13 protein-coding genes are annotated in these 19,276 nt (G+C 39.8%); 4 read left to right on the top strand and 9 right to left on the bottom strand.

The window, feature by feature from the left end; genetic code table 11:
- Window positions 1-6: 6 nt before the first annotated feature.
- The 4 genes from AQPE_RS02920 to AQPE_RS02935 form a co-directional block, all read right to left on the bottom strand.
- Complete coding sequence (locus tag AQPE_RS02920) at window positions 7-3,345, bottom strand: SusC/RagA family TonB-linked outer membrane protein (RefSeq protein WP_318349551.1); 3,339 nt, start codon at window positions 3,343-3,345, stop codon at window positions 7-9.
- 349 nt (window positions 3,346-3,694) lie between these two features.
- Window positions 3,695-4,690, bottom strand: coding sequence for a FecR family protein (locus tag AQPE_RS02925; RefSeq protein ID WP_318349552.1), 996 nt, complete (start codon window positions 4,688-4,690; stop codon window positions 3,695-3,697).
- 43 nt (window positions 4,691-4,733) lie between these two features.
- Complete coding sequence (locus AQPE_RS02930) at window positions 4,734-5,348, bottom strand: RNA polymerase sigma-70 factor (protein WP_318349553.1); 615 nt, start codon at window positions 5,346-5,348, stop codon at window positions 4,734-4,736.
- Window positions 5,349-5,433: 85 nt separating this feature from the next.
- Complete coding sequence (locus AQPE_RS02935) at window positions 5,434-7,296, bottom strand: alpha-amylase family protein (RefSeq protein WP_318349554.1); 1,863 nt, start codon at window positions 7,294-7,296, stop codon at window positions 5,434-5,436.
- 189 nt (window positions 7,297-7,485) lie between these two features.
- On the opposite strand from AQPE_RS02935, the gene AQPE_RS02940 reads away from it, so the two are divergent.
- Window positions 7,486-7,908, top strand: a complete 423-nt coding sequence (locus AQPE_RS02940) for a VOC family protein (RefSeq protein WP_318349555.1) — start codon at window positions 7,486-7,488, stop codon at window positions 7,906-7,908.
- Window positions 7,909-8,256: 348 nt separating this feature from the next.
- Here AQPE_RS02940 and rplT read toward each other — a convergent pair whose 3' ends face one another.
- The 5 genes from rplT to AQPE_RS02965 form a co-directional block, all read right to left on the bottom strand.
- The gene (rplT, locus tag AQPE_RS02945) at window positions 8,257-8,601 is read right to left on the bottom strand and encodes a 50S ribosomal protein L20 (RefSeq protein WP_318349556.1); all 345 of its coding nucleotides are present in this window, start codon (window positions 8,599-8,601) and stop codon (window positions 8,257-8,259) included.
- 87 nt (window positions 8,602-8,688) lie between these two features.
- Window positions 8,689-8,883 (bottom strand): 50S ribosomal protein L35, encoded by a 195-nt coding sequence (rpmI, locus tag AQPE_RS02950; RefSeq protein WP_318349557.1) that lies wholly within the window; start codon window positions 8,881-8,883, stop codon window positions 8,689-8,691.
- A 29-nt stretch (window positions 8,884-8,912) separates the two neighbouring features.
- Window positions 8,913-9,473 carry a translation initiation factor IF-3 gene (gene infC / locus AQPE_RS02955; RefSeq protein WP_318349558.1) on the bottom strand — a complete coding sequence of 187 codons (561 nt, stop codon included), beginning with the start codon at window positions 9,471-9,473 and terminating at the stop codon, window positions 8,913-8,915.
- A gap of 25 nt (window positions 9,474-9,498) precedes the next feature.
- Complete coding sequence (thrS, locus tag AQPE_RS02960; RefSeq protein WP_318349559.1) at window positions 9,499-11,448, bottom strand: threonine--tRNA ligase; 1,950 nt, start codon at window positions 11,446-11,448, stop codon at window positions 9,499-9,501.
- Between the two features lie 176 nt (window positions 11,449-11,624).
- Window positions 11,625-12,668, bottom strand: coding sequence for a DUF6588 family protein (locus tag AQPE_RS02965; RefSeq protein ID WP_318349560.1), 1,044 nt, complete (start codon window positions 12,666-12,668; stop codon window positions 11,625-11,627).
- A 225-nt stretch (window positions 12,669-12,893) separates the two neighbouring features.
- Here AQPE_RS02965 and AQPE_RS02970 point away from each other — a divergent pair, with 225 nt between their 5' ends.
- From AQPE_RS02970 to AQPE_RS02980, 3 genes are all read left to right on the top strand, one after another.
- Complete coding sequence (locus AQPE_RS02970) at window positions 12,894-15,092, top strand: S9 family peptidase (protein WP_318349561.1); 2,199 nt, start codon at window positions 12,894-12,896, stop codon at window positions 15,090-15,092.
- A gap of 114 nt (window positions 15,093-15,206) precedes the next feature.
- On the top strand, window positions 15,207-16,268 hold the full coding sequence (locus tag AQPE_RS02975) for a glycoside hydrolase family 53 protein (RefSeq protein WP_318349562.1): 1,062 nt from the start codon (window positions 15,207-15,209) through the stop codon (window positions 16,266-16,268).
- Window positions 16,269-16,388: 120 nt separating this feature from the next.
- Window positions 16,389-19,106, top strand: a complete 2,718-nt coding sequence (locus AQPE_RS02980) for a carboxypeptidase-like regulatory domain-containing protein (RefSeq protein ID WP_318349563.1) — start codon at window positions 16,389-16,391, stop codon at window positions 19,104-19,106.
- Window positions 19,107-19,276 lie beyond the last annotated feature (170 nt).

Here is a 19,276-nt window from a genome sequence, read left to right on the forward strand (position 1 = left end):
GAAGTTTTAAAAGGTTACTGATAAGCCAAATACATAAGAAGCAGTGATTGGATAACCACTGTCTGAAACTTCAGGGTCCCACCCTTTCGGGAATTTATTAAATGTCAGCACATCAGAGGCGCTAGCATAAACCCTAACCCGCTGCAGATTTACTTTCTGTGTCAGATCAGTTGGCAAATTATAGCCAAGGGTAATGTTTTTAACCCGAAGATATCGTCCATTCATCAACCAATAATCAGACATGAAATAATTGTTTCCAGCATTGTTATAAGTTAATCGGGGATATTTTGCAGCCAAGTTCTGTGCGTCGGTATTGTATTTACTCCAGCTTGCCCCGTCAAGTATTTTTGGGATATTTCCCCAGTTCTCAACCAATGGTGTTATCATCAAGCCTTGCAAACGAGTATTAATTTTGCCAACTCCCTGCAAAACCATTGAAAAATCGAAGTTTTTGTAATCGAGTTTGATGTTTGCCCCATACATGTAGCGAGGTAAAGAACCTCCTAACAACATTCGGTCATATTCAGGAGAAATTTTACCATCTGGAACTCCGTCAGGACCGCTGAGGTCTTTATATTTTACGTCACCAACTTTTACCGTTGTGTTTATTTTTGGTGAAGCTGCCAGATCTTCAGCTGTTTGAAACAACCCATCAGAAACATAGCCATACCATTCGTTGAATTCGCTTCCTTTTTTCTTGATCTGATCGCCAATAAACTCTGTACCACCCAAATCGCCCATGGTTGATTTAAAATCAGAAATATTTGCCGAAACAGAATAACCTAATTCACCAATTTTATCATTCCAGCCGATTTCAGCTTCCCATCCCTTGGTATCCATCTTTCCGGTATTCTGATTCGGATTGTCGAAACCCATGAAAACAGGAATCTGCAAAGCCAGCAACATATCTTTGGTTGTTTTATTGTAGTAGTCGCCGGTAAAATGTAGGCGATTATTCAGGAAATTGGCATCAATACCCAAGTCGATTGATTCGGTTGTCTCCCATGAAATGTCCTGAATGACATATTGGGTTTGTGCAGCCGTTTGTGCAGCCGCTATGTTGCTTCCCTGATAAAACAAAGCATTATTAAACGCCATAGTAGCCTGGTATGGATAATAGTTCGGATTAAATGAACCATTAACCCAACTACCAATTCTTTCATTTCCCAAGGTTCCCCAGGATGCACGCATTTTCAGGAAGGAGATTGCAGGAATTGATTTCAGAAATGATTCTTCAGAAACTACCCAGCCTGCAGAGAAAGAAGGAAAAGAGCCCCAGCGATAGTCTTTATAGAATCGCGAAGACCCATCATATCGGATATTTCCCTGTAAAAAGTATTTGTTTTGATAATTGTACATTACACGTCCGAAATACGAACGGTAGGCATTCTCGTAAGCGCTTCCATTGTTTCCTCTAAGATCAAGGGGGCCCAAATCCAGGTAAGGGAAAGATGTCAATTCATATTTTTGACGTGAGGCACCCAAATTTTCATTGAAAGCATAATAGTTTTCGTATCCGGCCATCAGGTTCAGATTATGTTTCCCGAATGATTTCATGTAATTGGCGAGCAATTGAGAAGTAACTCTGGAATAATCGTTCCTTGTTTCGTATAAATTGGTTGCAGTTCCCCATTGAGTTGTTCCTGCCAGAACAGATGGATCATCAGCAGAATAATAAGGAACCCGTAACTGAAAATTCTTGCCTTTATCGAAACCTAATGTAGGAGATACAACTGCTGATAATTTTAAACCATCAATCGGAGTATAATCGATTGAGATTTTTCCACCAACCTGGTTGTACCAGTTGTTGTTATAACCACCATACTTTAGCTGTGCATAAATATTATTTCCACTTTTTCCTTCAGCAATACGGCCATCGGCCCAGGTCGCAGCATAAACCGGAGCCGAAATGCGAGCATTGTAAATCGGATCAATACTTGGTTGATTAGAGATGGAACGTTTGAAATTTAAATCGATGCTTGCCGACAAATTCTTTGTAATTGTGACATCATTGTTAAATCGGGCTGTCATTCGTTCATAAGTACGTCCTTCGTACAATGCATCAGTTTTGTCGTATGCCATTGATACTTTCGTGCGGATAGCCTTTGTTCCCGCGGTAATGCTCAAAACATGGCTTTGGCGTGGGGCGCTGCTTTTCAAAATTAATCCAGTCCAATCGGTATTTGGATATTTATTCGGATTTTCGGCATTTAAAGTGGTGTAATTATCGATAACATCCTTGGCATAGGTTGGATATTCGTTAGCGCCATTGTTGTTGTCATTCCACCTAAGTTCGTTTGTCATTTGCATATAACGTTTAGCATCAACATATTCAGGCTGTGCTGTTGGTTTTTCAAAACCATATTCAGCATTATAAGTTAAAGATACTTCACCTGATTTTGCCCGTTTGGTGGTAATCAGGATTACACCGGAAGCCGCCCGCGACCCATAAATAGAAGCAGATGCAGCATCTTTCAGAACCGACATATCCTGCACGTCGTTCGGGTTAACGTCGTTCATATTATCAACCGGCACGCCATCGACAATAATCAGTGGGTTGCTGTCGCCAATGGTAGTAACCCCGCGGACACGAATATTGGCAGTTGCACCAGGCTCATTGTTACTACGGGTAACCATTACGCCAGAAACCGCTCCCTGAAGGGCTTGTGACAATTGTGTCACCTGACGGTCAGCAATTGATTCACCTTTTACAGAACCCACAGCACCAGTAAGGTCGCTCTTTTTTACGGTACCGTATCCAATAGCGACCACTTCTTCAATGCCAATGGTTTCATCTTCCAAAACAGCATCAATTGTACTTTTACCAGCAACGCCAATTTCAATTTTTTTCATTCCAACGAACGAAAAAACAAGTGTAGCATCTCCGGGAACATTGGTCAGATTATACACCCCATCTGCATCAGTTATGGTGCCATTGGTAGTTCCTTTAACCAATACCGTTACGCCCGGTAACGATTCGCCTGAAGCATTTTTAACTGCCCCTTTTACTTTAATCCCAGATTGCTGAAAGCCATTACCAGCAGGGCTTACCGCTTTTATAATGATATTTTTACCTGCAATTTCATAGGTAAGATTTAAGTCTGAAACCATCGCTTTCAGGATTTCGTCAATGGTTTTGTTTCGGTAGTCAACACTGATGGTTCTGTTTTCATCAATCTGACTTTTGTTGTAAAAGAAATACACTTCCGACTGCCGTTCAATTTCATCAAAGATCTGCGCAATGGTAGCATTCTTCATCTTCAAGTCCAATCGGGTATTCTGAGCCGAGACATTGGCTGAAAGCTGAAGCACTGTCAGAAGAATCAGGAAAAAGTTAAGTTTCATAATTAACCAGATTTTTTTGAACGAAGACAAGGAGCCCTCATTCGATTGCCATAAAATTTTCATAAATTTGGTTGTTTTTAAGTAAAAAAATGATTTTCGTTTTTTCGCATTCTGCGTTTTTCAACAGGGACAGTTCGCAGCTGTTCCTGTTTTTTATTCCGGAAGTTCGGAACCGCAGAAATAAAAGGCAAAGCAGTTATTTCATCATAGTCATTTCAATTTTAAGTTTATATTCAGTTAGTATTATAGTCGTTAACAAGGCGAACCTGCTTCCAATTGCCCGTCGTCTAAAGGCGAACGGCAAAGGATAACAACTTGGAACATGAAACTTGAAACTTTGAACTACTTTCTACTGCAACCAGATATCACGCCCATCCATCCGGTATTTCAGATTAGTTGTTCTTTCAAGGGTTTCCAGCGCACTAAAAATATTCTGTTCGTATTCAAACATTCCCCTGAAGTGTAACTGCATCAACGAATCGTTCTGTAAATGAATTCGAACATCGTACAAACGCTCCAATTCAGTGATAATAGTTTTTAAATCGGCATCTTTAAATACATATTTCCCATCCTTCCAAGCCGTGAGCAAGTATGTATCTACTTTACCAAGAGTCAACTTATTTTCAGAGGAATTAAAAACAACCTGCTCTCCCGGTTTCAATTCAACAGGTTTAGCCGAACTCCCGTTCAGACTAAATTCTACACTTCCTTCTTCCAGAGTGGTCTCAACGTTGCTATCTCCTGAATAAGCCTTCATGTTAAAAACAGTTCCCAATACTTTGATTTGTGCATATTTGGTTGTTACCAAAAACGGTTTATGTTTGTTTTTCGACACTTTGAAATAAGCTTCTCCATCCAATTTTACTTCGCGAAAGCTACCTTTTAAACTTGCATCGTACTTGATGGTTGTTCCGGCATTTAACCAAATCTGAGTTCCATCGGCTAGTACACATTTTGAAATCTGGCCTTTGGGCGCTGTAACTTCGCACATGGCAGTTTCTACACGGTTTCGATCCGAACCCAAATACCAACCAATGCCCAACATAACCGGTAAGGCCAAAATTGCAGCAACGCGGTATATCCAAACCGATAAACCAACCCGCTTTTCAGGTTTCGAAAGTTGCTGAATGATCTGATCTTTGATTTTTTCGCGGTCGAAAGCAATCTCTGAAGCAGAGAAAAAAGGATGACTCTTTTCCCAAATGCGCTTAGCCTCACCGAAAACCCGTTTATTTGAAGGCGATTTCCCTATCCAATGATTCAATTCATTGGCTTCTTCAGGAGTTGCTTCACCACTAAGAGATTTAGCTATAATTAATTCAATCTGATCGTATTCGTTTTGCATCCGTCTTGGGAATTCGTTTATTTGACCCTTTGACGATTTGCGGCTAAATTACCCTGTAAGGAAGTTGATGTTTTTTTGAAATAAAAAAAGACAAGAGTTGTATCATCTGATAATCAGACAAATCCTTTCGAAGTTTTTTTAAGGCGATACTAATCTGCATTTCCACAGTTTTAACCGAAATATTTAACCGATCGGCAATTTCAGCATATTTCAAGCCTTCAAAACGGCACAATAAAAAAATCTCGCGACATTTCTCCGGAAGGTTTTGTATGGCCTCATTGATCCGCGCTGCAAGTTCCGCTTCCTCCATCAAATCAGCTTCAACTATTGATTCATTCGGTTCAAGTGATGACAGATAGCGCGATTCAACTTTTTTGTGTTTCAGCACATCCAGCGAAGCATTGCGGGTTGAATGATAAAGGTAAGCCTGAAGAGAAGCTACAAGCAGTCTGTCGCGCTTGATCCAAAGATCGACAAATATCTGCTGTACGATTGATCTGGATAAATCAAAATCGTGAAGAATCTGATCGGAAAAAAAACAAAGGCGGGAATAATACAAATCAAAGGCTTTATTAAAAGCCTCCTCATTACCATTTCTGATTTCTGTAAAAAGAATATGTTCCCTTTCCTGAGTCATAGTCGGTAAAAGTAGTAACATTTTTCAGGAAGGAGAATATTATATATTGAATACCACCAAAATCCTAAATTAAGAAAACAATCACCAGCTCCCCTGCGATATTAGATTACTGACCCGGAGTTATCCGTATAAAACCTGCAGTAGGAACAGCAAAATCAACAGCATTTTTGCTCTTACATTTAACGATCCCCTTCTCTGTACTCACTCCTTTACAATCGAAGATTTCGTAATTATAATGAGCATCAGCCTTATTCAGCAGAAACTGAATATTTCCTACCGTTTTTGAATTAATAACATCAACAGGCTTATTCAGAACAACAGGCAAATTAATGGTATAATCTTCGTACACCATGTATATAATTTTCTGCTCATTCTCAACCTTAATTCCGGGATAAAACCTCGAAACCTGCATCGGCTCAAAGCTACCTTCAAAAATAACTTTGTGATTCGTTTTCCAATAGTCAAGCCAGAACCTAATCGTTTGCTTTGAAGCTTCCGGAAGAGTAGTTACATAAAATGAAAGATAAGGATTTCCAAACAATACCGATTGCAATTTACGTGCAATATCTTCCTCCGATTCCCTCTGATTAATTGCAACGACTTCCATAAATGGGGTAAACTTTCCATAAAGTAAGCGATTGTTTACCATCTTTTCGCGCACAACCTGAGTATTTTCGACACCAACAAATCCAGTCAGGAAATTTTGATAACTCACCAGATTTGGTCCAACAACCGAGAATATCTGCCCCATGAAAAAATTAGGTTTTATGGCATTGAGCCTGGTCTTCATGTCGGAATATAACGTATCAACCGCTAAATCGATGGAAACAAAATCGCGACCTTTATCCTGATCAATAACAGCTCCTTCTTTCGGATAAAAACCCTTCAGAAAGTCAAACCAATAACCATCAAAATTCCATGTCGATAAAAAATTTGCATACGTACTGACCAAATATTTTCTTACATCTGAATACCTTGGATCGAGTACAAACATTTGGCGCGGAGCTCTGTATCGGATGTATTTGCCATCAAACTTCTTTAAAATAACCGGATTACCTCCAATAAACGGGATGGAATACCACAGATATAAAGGAAGCCCCATATCCGAACATTTCTTCTTAAACAAACTCATCGTTTTGAAACTATTCTCATCGTAGGAGTATGCAGTATCTATTTTCATCTGAACCAAACTCTGCCATCCGTCATCGACTAAAACTGACTTAAAATTAAAGGTCTTCAACGAATCCAAATCTCTGGTAATATTTTCGAGTGGAATATTACGGTGCATGGGATACCAGGTCGAAAACACAGGAACATTTGTGGTATCTGCAGTAGCAACGCCCTTTTTAAATTCGTCTTCTAAAAACCAGGATGACGCATCGTAAATTGCCTTTGAAAAATGAATACTCCTGAAATCGACCCAAACTTCGGCCTGATAATCCTGCAAATTGGAAAGAGGGGGATTGTCCTCAAAAAATCCGAGGCTAAACACAATCGAGTCGCCCTCTTCTTTGATGTTTGAACTCACAAATTTGGCTTTATAGGCATCTTTGCAAGTAACCGTAATCTGGTTGTGGTCGTTTATTGTAAGACCTGAAATAATGGAAAAATTAGCGGCTGCCCTATCATACGATGGAATTGTAAAATATGATTTATTTGACCATGTTTTGGAATTCCATATTTGGTTGATTTTATCTTTCGGAAATTTCACCGATAGATTAAACGAGGGCGGAGTTGCTGCAAAAGTCGAATGAAGGTAAATATTCAGAATGTATTTTTGGAGGCCTTGTTCCTTGATGTCAATCGTTGCTTCAAATGGCGACATTAAACCCTCAATATGTATTTTACTCCGATTAAAAACATATTTACCTTCAGGTTCAGCTCCAAATACGTCTGTATCATAAAGTAGATTCAGAAATAAAACCAACCATAACACAAATCTCAAACTGATTCGAATACTTAAGTTCATAAAGCAAAAAATCTTTTGTTTCGTAAAGATAAAAAAACAAGCATATCAAAGTCATTCACGATTAATCTATTTATCAAGTTGCCATACAAAAACAAGCACCAACAATAGTTTTTTGACCTAATTTAGTCGAAATTTGCTATCGAATAAAGTAGCACCAATTGTTCCTTTACAACACTTACACATTAAGAAATGGAAAAACAATTACAAGATTTAATAAACCACTTGCAGCATATCGGCATTCCGGTCTCTGATATTGCTGCTTCGGAAGCTTTTTATAATCAATTGGGATTTAGCAAGGTCATGCAATCAACCTTTGATGAAGATGGAGAATCAGGCACTTGCATCATGTTAAAGAATAAGAACCTGATCCTTGAATTGTACCAACTTCCTGATAAAAAACTCAAAGAAATCAGGGAACGAAAGGATGGCCACATCGATCACATCACTTTCGATGTTGATGACATTGATATGACTTTTAATCTGCTGAAGAGTTCTTCGTTTAAAGTGATCGAGGAACAGCCGGTATTTCTTCCTTTCTGGTCGAATGGCTGTAAGTATTTCAATATCCTTGGACCTGACGGTGAGCGACTAGAGTTTAACCAGATTTTATGATCAAGCATCATGCGTTCTGTTATCACAGTTCTAGTCCCGAAAACGCTACAAAATTCAAAATATTTCGGTTAAAAATCAGCAATAAACAATATCAATACCTAAGCAACGAAGTGTAATAGCAGCAAAATATGAAGATTCCATTCCGATGAAAGAAGCTTTATCGGATCTGATGAAAACCTTGTATTTCATGACAAAGTTGGGCTTGAATCGGGATAGCATATAGATCACTTTCAATAAATTACCGCATCTTTTATAACAGAAAGGTAATCAACAATCAAACTGGTGCTAAATAAAAAACCCCGCTTTTCAGCGAGGTTTCGTATGTTTATTCACCCAATTGGTGATGACCTATTTCACCTTATCAACAATTGCTTTGAAAGCAACAGGATGATTCATTGCTAAATCAGCCAAAACTTTACGATTGATTTCGATATTTGCTTTTTTAAGCAAACCGATGAACTGTGAATAAGATAAATCCTCGGCGCGAACAGCAGCGTTAATACGCTGAATCCATAAAGCACGGAAGTTTCTCTTTTTTGCTTTTCTATCTCTGTAGGCATATTGCAACCCTTTTTCCCAGGTATTTTTTGCAACTGTCCATACATTCCTACGGGCACCGAAGTTACCTCTGGTAAGCTTCAGGATTTTTTTTCTGTGAGCCCGCGATGCTACTGCATTTACTGATCTTGGCATAAAACTGATTTTAGAATGGTTAGCGTTCCTTTCGGAATCTTCAAGCTAATTCACTCGATTAATAACTAAATAACTAAAAAAAGAAAACTAGATGTTCAACATCGCCTTAACATTCGACATGTCAGCTTTGTCAACGGTTCCCCAATAAGTCAGGTTACGTTTTTGCTTGGTGCTTTTCTTGGTCAAAATGTGACTTTTGAACGCATGTTTTCTTTTAATTTTTCCGGTGCCGGTTAATTTAAACCTTTTTTTTGCTCCGGAGATCGTCTTCATTTTTGGCATCTTCCTAAAAATTAATGTATGTAAGAAATTTATTTCTTCTTTTTAGGTGAAATAAACATGGTCATTCTTTTTCCTTCGAGTTGCGGCAACTGTTCAACTTTGCCAACTTCCTCCAGTTCCTGAGCAAATTTTAATAGCAAAATCTCGCCTTGCTCTTTAAATAAGATCGATCGGCCTTTGAAAAATACATAAGCCTTTACCTTGGCGCCTTCCTGTAGAAATTTCTCAGCGTGGCGCATTTTGAACTGAAAATCGTGTTCATCGGTGTTCGGACCGAATCGGATTTCCTTAACTACAACTTGTACCGTCTTTGCTTTTATTTCCTTCTGTTTCTTTTTTTGCTGATAAAGAAACTTCTGGTAATCAGTTATTTTACAAACTGGCGGGTCGGCATTTGGAGAGATTTCTACAAGGTCAAGTTCAAGTGCATCAGCCATTTTTAGAGCTTCAAACAGCGAAAAAACACCTGGATTTTCGATGTTATCGCCTACAACACGAACTTGTTGTGCACGAATTTTCTCATTTATTTTGTGCTGAGGAGCAACTTCTGCTCTTCCACCATTGTATGGTCTTTTTACTGCTATGGCCAATTCCTCCTATTATTAGTTTATATTCTTAGTTGTATAACGACGATAATTGTTCTTTAACTTCAGCTTTTATAAAGTCAGCAAACTCCTGATGGGTCATTGTTCCTTTGTCGCCATCGCCTTGCTTTCTTACTGAAACCATTTGATTTTCAGCCTCCTGCTCGCCAACTATCAATAAATAAGGGATACGTTTCAATTCGTTATCCCTAATTTTACGACCAATTTTCTCATTGCGGTCGTCAATTAGCGTGCGAATATCGCAATTATTTAGAAATTCTGAAACACTTTTTGCATAATCATTGAACTTTTCACTGATTGGTAATACCACAACCTGTTCGGGTGTTAACCAAAGCGGAAATTTTCCGGCAGTGTGCTCTATCAAAACGGCAACAAAGCGTTCCATCGACCCAAAAGGTGCACGGTGAATCATCACCGGACGATGACGTTTATCGTCAGCGCCAATGTATTCCAATTCGAAACGCTCAGGCAAATTATAATCAACCTGAATGGTTCCCAGTTGCCAACTGCGTCCAAGAGCATCTTTTACCATGAAGTCTAGCTTCGGACCATAAAAAGCGGCCTCGCCTAACACGGTTACAGTATTCAATCCTTTTTCAGCCGAAGCTTCAATAATAGCCTGCTCAGCCTTGTCCCAGTTTTCAATTGAACCTATATATTTTTCAGGCTTTTTCGGATCACGCAACGAAATCTGAGCTGAGTAATTCTCGAAGTTTAAAGCTTTGAAAATGATAAAAATAATATCAATCACTTTCTTGAATTCGTCCTTAATCTGATCAGGACGGCAAAATAAGTGAGCGTCATCCTGAGTAAATCCACGAACACGGGTCAAACCATGCAATTCGCCACTTTGCTCGTAACGGTACACAGTTCCAAATTCAGCAAAACGAACCGGAAGATCTTTGTATGAATGTGGTTTAAATTTATACAATTCGCAGTGATGAGGACAATTCATTGGTTTCAGCATGTATTCTTCCCCTTCCTGCGGAGTTTTAATCGCCTGAAAAGAATCTGCCCCATATTTGGCAAAATGTCCTGAAGTTTTATACAAATTTACATTGCCGATATGTGGAGTCATCACCTGCTCATATCCGAACTTCTTCTGAACTTGTTTCAAAAAATCTTCAAGCTGTATTCGAAGCATAGTTCCTTTCGGCAACCACATTGGCAACCCCTGACCCACATTCTGCGAAAATGTAAACAATTCCATTTCCTTACCAATCTTACGATGATCACGCTTTTTGGCTTCTTCAACCAAAATCAGGTATTCTTCCAGCATTTTTTGTTTCGGGAAGGTAATCCCATAAACGCGGGTCAACATCTTATTTTTCTCGTTGCCTCTCCAGTAAGCTCCAGCAATTGAAGTCAATTTAACGGCTTTGATGAATCCGGTATTCGGAAGATGAGGTCCGCGGCATAAATCGGTGAAATTTCCCTGATTATAAACGGTAATCGTTCCGTCTTCCAATTCGCTGATCAATTCTTCTTTCAACGCGTCGCCTTTTGCCGAAAACATCTCCAAAGCATCCTTCTTCGAAATTTCTTTCCGAACAATATCGTGTTTTTCACGAGCCAGTTCAATTATTTTCTTTTCAATCTTTTCCAGATCTTTTTCAACTAATTGCTGACCATGAGGCAAATCGATATCGTAATAAAACCCATTATCGACAGTAGGTCCAATTCCGAATTGAGTACCCGGATAGAAAAACTCGATGGCTTCAGCTGTCAAGTGAGCCGATGAATGCCAGAAGGTTTCCTTCCCTTCCCGATCGTCCCAAAGAAATAATTTTATGCTGGCATCTTTATCGATAGCTCTGGATAAATCCCAAACTTCTCCATCGACAGAAATCGACAGAACATCTTTGGCCAATCTGGTACTAATTGACTCGGCAATATCGTATCCGGAAACTCCACTTTCGAATTCCCTGACACTATTATCGGGTAAAGTAATTTTAATCATTCGTGATTTTGCTTTAAAAAACAGGGTGCAAAGATAAATATTAATAGCTGACATTGATCAATATTTGTCTGTTTTTCAAACCTAAAAATGACTCAAAACAAGCTAAAATAAAACCGGTCAGATCAGGTTGCGAATTTGAACCTGATCTGACCGGTTGAAAAAACTTTTTTGCTTTATTATCTAAAACCAAAACTCACCCCTGCATTATACGAAGTGTATTCAGCTTTATTTACTGATCCGAAAAGGCTGAAAAATGCCAACTTTAACCGAAGACCTGCATCCATGCAAATACCTTTGGATTCAAAGGTTAGGTCAATTGGGTCTGTTAAATCAAATATCAGTTCTCCAGTCGAAGTCTCAACCTTATATTTACCAAATAGGTTAATAGCTGTCTCACTTTTACTGTGACCAATTCCACCAAAAACAGTTAAAATACCAATTTTCTTGGATAGTATGAGGCCAAACTTACTGGTCTTTGTATTAAATTTCAGTATCTGATTTGTGGCATTGTCAGCTGTAAGACGAACATCACCATCACTAAAGTCTCCAGGTCTAATCTTAATTTCGCTTTGCGCATTCATTTCAGAATAGCTTGCGAAAACGGAGGCGTCAAAAGGAAGCGATTTAATAACCGGAATCCATTCCTTAAAATTATGCTTCACTCCTAATCCCCAAAATCCAATTTTCATTTCATCGCCATTATTATCGTATTTCAATTTTGGGACGAATCTCCCAATAACATCGGTGTGTGGTAATAATCCAAAACCAATTTGAGCCATTGGCACTGGCACCACATCTAGCCCTAATCCGTTAGGTGTATTAAATGACGAGATCGTATTTCCTTCATCATCTTTAACTATAACGCGAGGTCCTACTTGATCAGTACCTGCAACAGTCGGAGCAATATGGTTAGCTGCATTTTCCGGACTCAAATTGGTTAACCCGAGTAAATTTAAGTCGAATGTCGTTTCGCTTTTAGGAACCTGTATTGCGCTAACACTAAAATTAAAATCAAATCCAAACTGCTTGTGTGTTTTTGCAGTATTATACCAACCATTATTCAAGCCATCGCCAAGAGCCATTGCATAAGGATTCAAATAAGCCATGGCAAGAACATTGGCATCTTTTTTCCCGGCTTTTAGGACCTGGATTACATCAGTTTGCGAGTAGGCGGTCAAAAATATAAATCCTGCGCAAAAAAGTAAAATCATTTTTTTCATAAACATAACAATTAGTGTTTTTAAGCCTTATTGATTTCCCCTTTATCCTTCTTCTTTCAAAACAAAGATATAAATTTCAGAGTTTATCAATTTATTGTTATCCTATTTATTCCACTTTCATTCCAGAAAAAGAATGAATCTGTGGTATTCTGACATACTCGTTTTTTTATGTGAAAAAAAATTCGAAGTTTTAACATCACAAATATCCATCTAACTCGAAAAATTATGAGCATCAAGAAAAGCTTTTTACTTATACTTATAAGTATTTCACTGACTGCATTTTCACAAAAAAAGATAGAACTCAACGACGTAGCTGGCCGGCGCTTATTTGTGCAAAAAAACATTACCGGTTTACGATCAATGAATGACGGAATGAATTACACCTCTGTGGAAAATCAAACCAAAATTGTGAAATACAATTATAAAACCGGAAATCAGGTTGAAGTTTTATTTGATTTATCTAAAATAGAAAATCCCGGATTTATCGGATTCAGTGATTATAATTTCAGCAACGATGAAACGAAAATACTGTTTACTACAAACCAGCATCCGATTTACCGTCATTCGTTTACAGCCGATTACTTCGTTTGGAACCTGACGACAAAAGAGATGACACCACTTTCAACAAACGGGTCTCAGCAACTGGCAACTTTTTCGCCAGATGGGGAGCGTGTTGCATTTGTTCGAAACAACAATATTTTCGTAAAAAGTCTGAAGTTTGGAACTGAAAGTCAGGTCACACGTGATGGCAAAACCAATGAAATTATCAACGGAGCTCCTGACTGGGTTTATGAAGAGGAATTCAGTTTCAACAAGGCCTTTGAATGGTCGCCCGACAGTAAATTTCTGGCATTTATTAAATTCAACGAAACTGAAGTTCCAATGTTTAATATGCCAATGTATCAGGGACAAAATCCCGAATTGAAAGAAAATCAGCTTTATCCCGGAAGTTACAATTATAAATACCCCAAAGCCGGCGAGAAAAACTCTGTTGTGAGTGTACTTGTTTACGATTTAAAATCAAAAAGCAGCGTTACCGCCGAAACCGGTGATGATACCGAACAATACATACCTCGAATCAAATGGACGGCTGACGCTTCTGATTTGGCAATCATGAAATTAAACCGCCTTCAGAATAAGTTGGATATTGTTTTGGCCAATCCGTTCACCGGAGATACCCGGGCCTTTTTTACTGAAAAAAACAAGCGATACATTTCCGAGGACTTTTTTGATAACTTCATTTTCCTTCCTGACAACAAATACATCGTTCTGAACAGCGAACGAGATGGCTATTCTCATCTTTATCTCTACGATCGCCAGGGGTTTGAAGTGAAGCAACTGACCAGTGGCAATTTTGATGTAACCACATTTTATGGCTTCGATCCGGTAAAAAAGATATTCTATTACCAGGCAGCCAAAGAATCGCCCATGCGCCGCGAAGTTTATTTTGTAAGTCTGGATGGCAAAAAATCCGGAAAGTTATCGACTCAAACAGGCACCAACCAGGCTGATTTCAGCTCAGGCTTTCAATATTTCATCAATACGTTTACAAATACCGAAACACCAAACGTCATCACCCTTCATGATCAGACCGGAAAGCTGATTCGGACTCTTGAAGAAAATAACGAATTGAAAAAGCTCTTGAAAGATTACAGCATCGGCAAAAAAGAGTTTTTCAGCTTTAAAACTTCCGAAGGAGTTGATTTGAATGGGTGGATGATCAAACCAGCGAATTTCGATCCGACCAGGAAATATCCGGTTGTGATGACCCAATACAGCGGGCCAAATTCGCAGTCAGTACTTGATAAGTGGAGTATTGGATGGGACGATTTCCTGGCTCAGGAAGGTTTTGTAGTTGCCTGTGTCGATCCACGCGGAACAGGCGCCCGTGGCGAAGAGTTCCGAAAAATGACCTATCAGCAACTGGGGAAATTCGAATCTGATGATCAGGTTGAAGCTGCTAAATATATAGGGATTCTCTCGTTTGTCGACAAAAACAACATTGCCATTTGGGGATGGAGTTATGGTGGTTTTATGGCTGCTCTTTGTATGGAAAAGGGAGCCGGGGTTTTTAAAGCCGGAATTTCAGTAGCTCCTGTTACCAACTGGCGTTTTTACGATAGCGTTTACACCGAACGATACATGCGCACCCCAAAGGAAAACCCTGATGGATACGACGATAATTCGCCACTTTCTCATGCTGAAAAAATCAAGGGCAAGTACTTGATTATTCACGGATCGGCAGATGATAACGTACATCTTCAAAATACGATGGAATTTACAGAGCGAATGGTTCAGGCCGGTGTTCAGTTCGACATGGCTGTCTATACCAACCGGAATCATGGTATCCGTGGCGGTAATACCAGCATGCACCTTTATACGAAGATGACGAATTACCTGAAAGAAAAGCTACAGGAAAAATAGAATCGAGAGGAGTCCAAAACAAATGCAGTTTTATTGTTTTATTCTAACTTTAAACAATCAATTTAAGCCGATATTCATAACATATTATAAATAATCAACACAAAATACGTGAAGTTGAAAACTTTACCAACCCAAATAATCGCTTTTTTTCTTTCCATCATCTTGTTAGCAGGATGCAGCAAAGATGCGCCATCGCAGAATCCTCCTGCGACAAATAATTCTTTCGCTAAGGGAGCCGACATCAGCTGGCTACCACAAATGGAAGCCTCCGGGTACAAGTTTTACAGCGATAACGGGAAGGAAGAAGATTGTTTCCAGATTTTGAAAGATCACGGAATCAATTCCATCAGGCTACGAACATTCGTCAATCCTTCGGATGACCCGGCTAGTGGCCATTGCAGCAAAGAGGAAACAGTTGCAATGGCTGTTCGCGCCCAGAAATTTGGAATGAAGGTGATGATCGACTTTCATTACAGCGATACTTGGGCCGATCCCAGTAAACAAGTAAAACCCAAAGCCTGGGAAGGTCACGACTTCCCTACCCTTCTGAACGATCTTTATACTTACACTTTTGATGTGATGAGTGCCTTGAAAGCTGCCGGAGTTTCACCCGAATGGGTTCAGGTGGGAAACGAAATTCCAGGCGGAATGGTTTATCCGGAAGGAAGTTCAACGAACTGGCCGCAACTGGCTCAACTGATTAACAAGGGTTACGAGGCTATCAAAACAGTTAGCCCGCAATCGAAAGTCATTCTGCATGTCGATCAGGGAAACAACAACGACAGGTTCCGTTGGTGGTTCGATGCTGCCAAAGCAAACGGAGCAAAATACGACATCATTGGCTTATCTTATTATCCATATTGGCTCGAAGGAAAACCAGATTATTCCTTATCAATAGTTGACCTCGCAAAAAACATGAACGACATGGTTTCGCGTTACGGGAAAGAAGTAATGGTGGTTGAAGTGGGTGGCGAAGACACTAAAGTTCAAAACACTTACGACATGCTGATTGCCGTTCAAAAAAAAGTACTGGAAGTACCCAACAACAAAGGTCTGGGTGTGTTTTACTGGGAACCAGAAGGAGCCCGGAGTTGGAGCCATTACGCATTGAGCGCATGGGGCGACGACGGGAAACCCACAAAAGCCCTGGATGCATTTCTCTGGAAGGACAATTAAACGCATCTAAAAATACTGAAATTCCAGATTCTTCCGTTTAATGAACGCGGCATCCTGTATTGAGAAAATAGGGTAAAGCGCCTTAGAAACGGTATAATTGCAGGGCCAATTCAGGAAACCATGAAAACAAAAGACAGATCTATTCAGAAAAACAGAATCATCAAAATAACAATACTCGCGTTTGTATTTTTAATATTGAACACCGGATTTATATTTGCGCGTGAAAAAAAAGTCAAGGAGAAAAAAGCGGCTCCAAAGTTTGGCATACTTACCGGTTTTGTTGTCGACGATGAATTTAACGAACCGCTCGAAAAAGCTGTCATCACCATTCCCGGAACTTTAATCAGCGTGTTAACCGATCAACAGGGCAAGTACACACTGAAAATGAAAGGTGGCGATTATTTCATGGAAGTGAATTATCCCGGATATTTCAGAAAGCAATACAACATGTCGGTTTCCGATGGCATCACCACCCCCATGTTCATTATCAAGCTCCAGGCCAATGCCGTTGGACGAACCTTGCAGCACAAAATCACCTCTTTCGAAAACAAACACCAGTTTCCGCAAAGCCTCGAAAATTTTACAACCTGGCAGACAACAGAACAAACAGGCCATCAGGAATTCAATGAAATCTTCCGAACAATCCCATCAGTGAACCTTTTAAGCAACGGTAGCGGATTTAACGACTCCGGAATTGGCTTCCGGGGAAATGATGACACACACACTTCATATACTTTCAATGGCATTTTGCTAAATAATCCTGAAACCGGCCGCGTAAATTCTTCAATGCTTTCGGGCATGACCGACTGGGCCGGTCAAATTCAGGTGGTAAGTGGGCAGGCAACCAATCTTCAAAGCCAAACCAATTCAGGAGGATTGGTAAATGTATTATCGATTGCGCCACACGAAAAAGCTGGAGCCGACATTTTTGTCGTTTATGGGAACGAAGGGTTCCTGAAAACTTCGGCAACTGTTCATTCCGGATTATCGAAAAAAGGACTGGCTTCATCCTTCCAAATTTCGCGGACAGCGGGAAACGGATTGGCTCAAAACACCGCTTTCGAACAATATGGATTATCATTGAATATTCAAAAAGAATTCAATCAGTCCCATACATTGGTTTTAAACCTAAACGGAATTATACAGCAGCACGACCGGAATTTTCCGGATTCGATTGGTGCCTATAACCGCTACGGAACAAAGCACAATCCGGATTGGGGCTACCTGAACAATAAACCACTTTCGGTGAGCACTAATTACGGGCGCAGCCCGATGGTTAGTTTAACTCACGATTGGCACCCACGCGTTAAAACTCACATCATCACTCAGGTTTATGCTCAATTCGACCGTTCGGCCCTACTTTCACTTGGAGGACAATTACTCAATCAATCCATCAACACATTGGCTCGGGATACCCTTGGTCATATTGCCTTTGATCAGGTTTTGGAATGGAATAAGGGTCAAAATGTAGGCGGAATGGGCGTCTTTCGTCTTCCTGATGCCAGTGGTAAATTTATAAATTCCGAAACTTCAGGAATATCGGTTCTTTCAAACATTAGCAGTGAAACGCGTCTGGGATTGCGCACCATCGTCACCCGAAACATCAATAAACAAACTGATTTTAGCAGCAGCATCAACCTCGAAGATTACCGTGCCAATCACTTTGGGGCAATAAATAATTTAATTGGAGCCGACGGTTTTACGAGCTACTCCGACGTAAACCGAGCCGAGGGTTTTCCGGTTGAAAATCTGTTTCAATCCAAATTCCTGACCAAGTACAATTCGCCCGACAAAACTGGGTACTTCTATCTGTCCGGAATTCAAACCGGAGGAGTATCGGTTCGCTTAAACCACCAGGCTTCCCGATTAAACTGGTATATTGCAGGATCGGCTTCCATGCAAAATATCGTCCGGACTGATTATTTCAACTATTTGAATACTGATCCTAAGCGAAAAACTGAATCAACTCTTTTACCCGGCGGACATGCACAAACCGGGTTCAATTTTAAACCTTGGAAATACCATTCCATTCATTTGAACTTAACTTACGGTTCGTATCAACCACTATTTACTACACTTTTCCCCACAGGAAATAACTGGAAAAATGATGGAGCTAAAAACGAACAGGTTTTCGATGCAGAGTTTGGATACACCATTTTCAGTCGAAGGCTCAAAGTGGAAGCTTTGGCTTACCGTTCTCAAATTTCAAGCCGGTCGATGGTCAGATATGCCAATCTGACTGGAAATGATGCCTTTGGAGTAGTAAACAACATAGCGGAAGTACACCAGGGTGTTGAGCTGAAATCGTCGTACAAACTCACCAAGAATTTTCAAATAAACCTGAATGGCTCGCTGGGCGATTGGAAATATGCCAAAGATGCACAAGCTACCATCTACAATGCAACTAAAGAAATTACAGCTGAAAATGAATTATGGCTAAATGGGTTGCGCGTGGCAAATACACCTCAACTGAGCCTGTTTGCCGAAGCCGAATACCGTTGGATGCACAACTTCTATGTCAGACTAAATTATTACCGTGCCGAACAAATTTACACCCCATTCGGACTTTACGATTTTAAGGAACTAGCTGCTCGAAGCGACTATAAACAAGCTCAAATTCCGAAATACGATTTGATTGGATTCAGTGGAAATTATTTGCTACAACTCAAGAAGTCGCTTATATTGAACCTAATCTTTGGCGGACAGAATCTGTTGGATACCGAATACATCGAACAGTCATCAACCAATATTCCCGAAGGAAGTTCAGGCTACACCAGCAATCAGGTCTATTATGGCATGGGACGAACCTGGTTTGCCGGAATAAAGGTTCAGTTTTAAAAATTAAACTTATCTATTTTGCGCATTGGGGATCAATTTTGACTCATTAACTAATAAACAAAAGTTCTGTAATCACCTTGATTACAGATAGTTTATCATCCATTGGAAACTATGTGGCAACATGACCGCTACTGATGCTACTCGACCAAAGCGAATACATTTTTAAGTTC

Origin of the sequence: Aquipluma nitroreducens (assembly GCF_009689585.1) — a bacterium.
GTDB classification, from domain to species: domain Bacteria; phylum Bacteroidota; class Bacteroidia; order Bacteroidales; family Prolixibacteraceae; genus Aquipluma; species Aquipluma nitroreducens.

Coding starts and splice junctions, on each gene's coding strand:
- AQPE_RS02940 (WP_318349555.1), top strand. CDS start 7,486: ATGGAAAAACAATTACAAGATTTAATAAACCACTTGCAGCATATCGGC.
- thrS (WP_318349559.1), bottom strand. CDS start 11,448: ATGATTAAAATTACTTTACCCGATAATAGTGTCAGGGAATTCGAAAGT.
- AQPE_RS02935 (WP_318349554.1), bottom strand. CDS start 7,296: ATGAACTTAAGTATTCGAATCAGTTTGAGATTTGTGTTATGGTTGGTT.
- AQPE_RS02980 (WP_318349563.1), top strand. CDS start 16,389: ATGAAAACAAAAGACAGATCTATTCAGAAAAACAGAATCATCAAAATA.
- AQPE_RS02970 (WP_318349561.1), top strand. CDS start 12,894: ATGAGCATCAAGAAAAGCTTTTTACTTATACTTATAAGTATTTCACTG.
- AQPE_RS02965 (WP_318349560.1), bottom strand. CDS start 12,668: ATGAAAAAAATGATTTTACTTTTTTGCGCAGGATTTATATTTTTGACC.
- rplT (WP_318349556.1), bottom strand. CDS start 8,601: ATGCCAAGATCAGTAAATGCAGTAGCATCGCGGGCTCACAGAAAAAAA.
- AQPE_RS02925 (WP_318349552.1), bottom strand. CDS start 4,690: ATGCAAAACGAATACGATCAGATTGAATTAATTATAGCTAAATCTCTT.
- AQPE_RS02920 (WP_318349551.1), bottom strand. CDS start 3,345: ATGAAACTTAACTTTTTCCTGATTCTTCTGACAGTGCTTCAGCTTTCA.
- AQPE_RS02930 (WP_318349553.1), bottom strand. CDS start 5,348: ATGTTACTACTTTTACCGACTATGACTCAGGAAAGGGAACATATTCTT.
- rpmI (WP_318349557.1), bottom strand. CDS start 8,883: ATGCCAAAAATGAAGACGATCTCCGGAGCAAAAAAAAGGTTTAAATTA.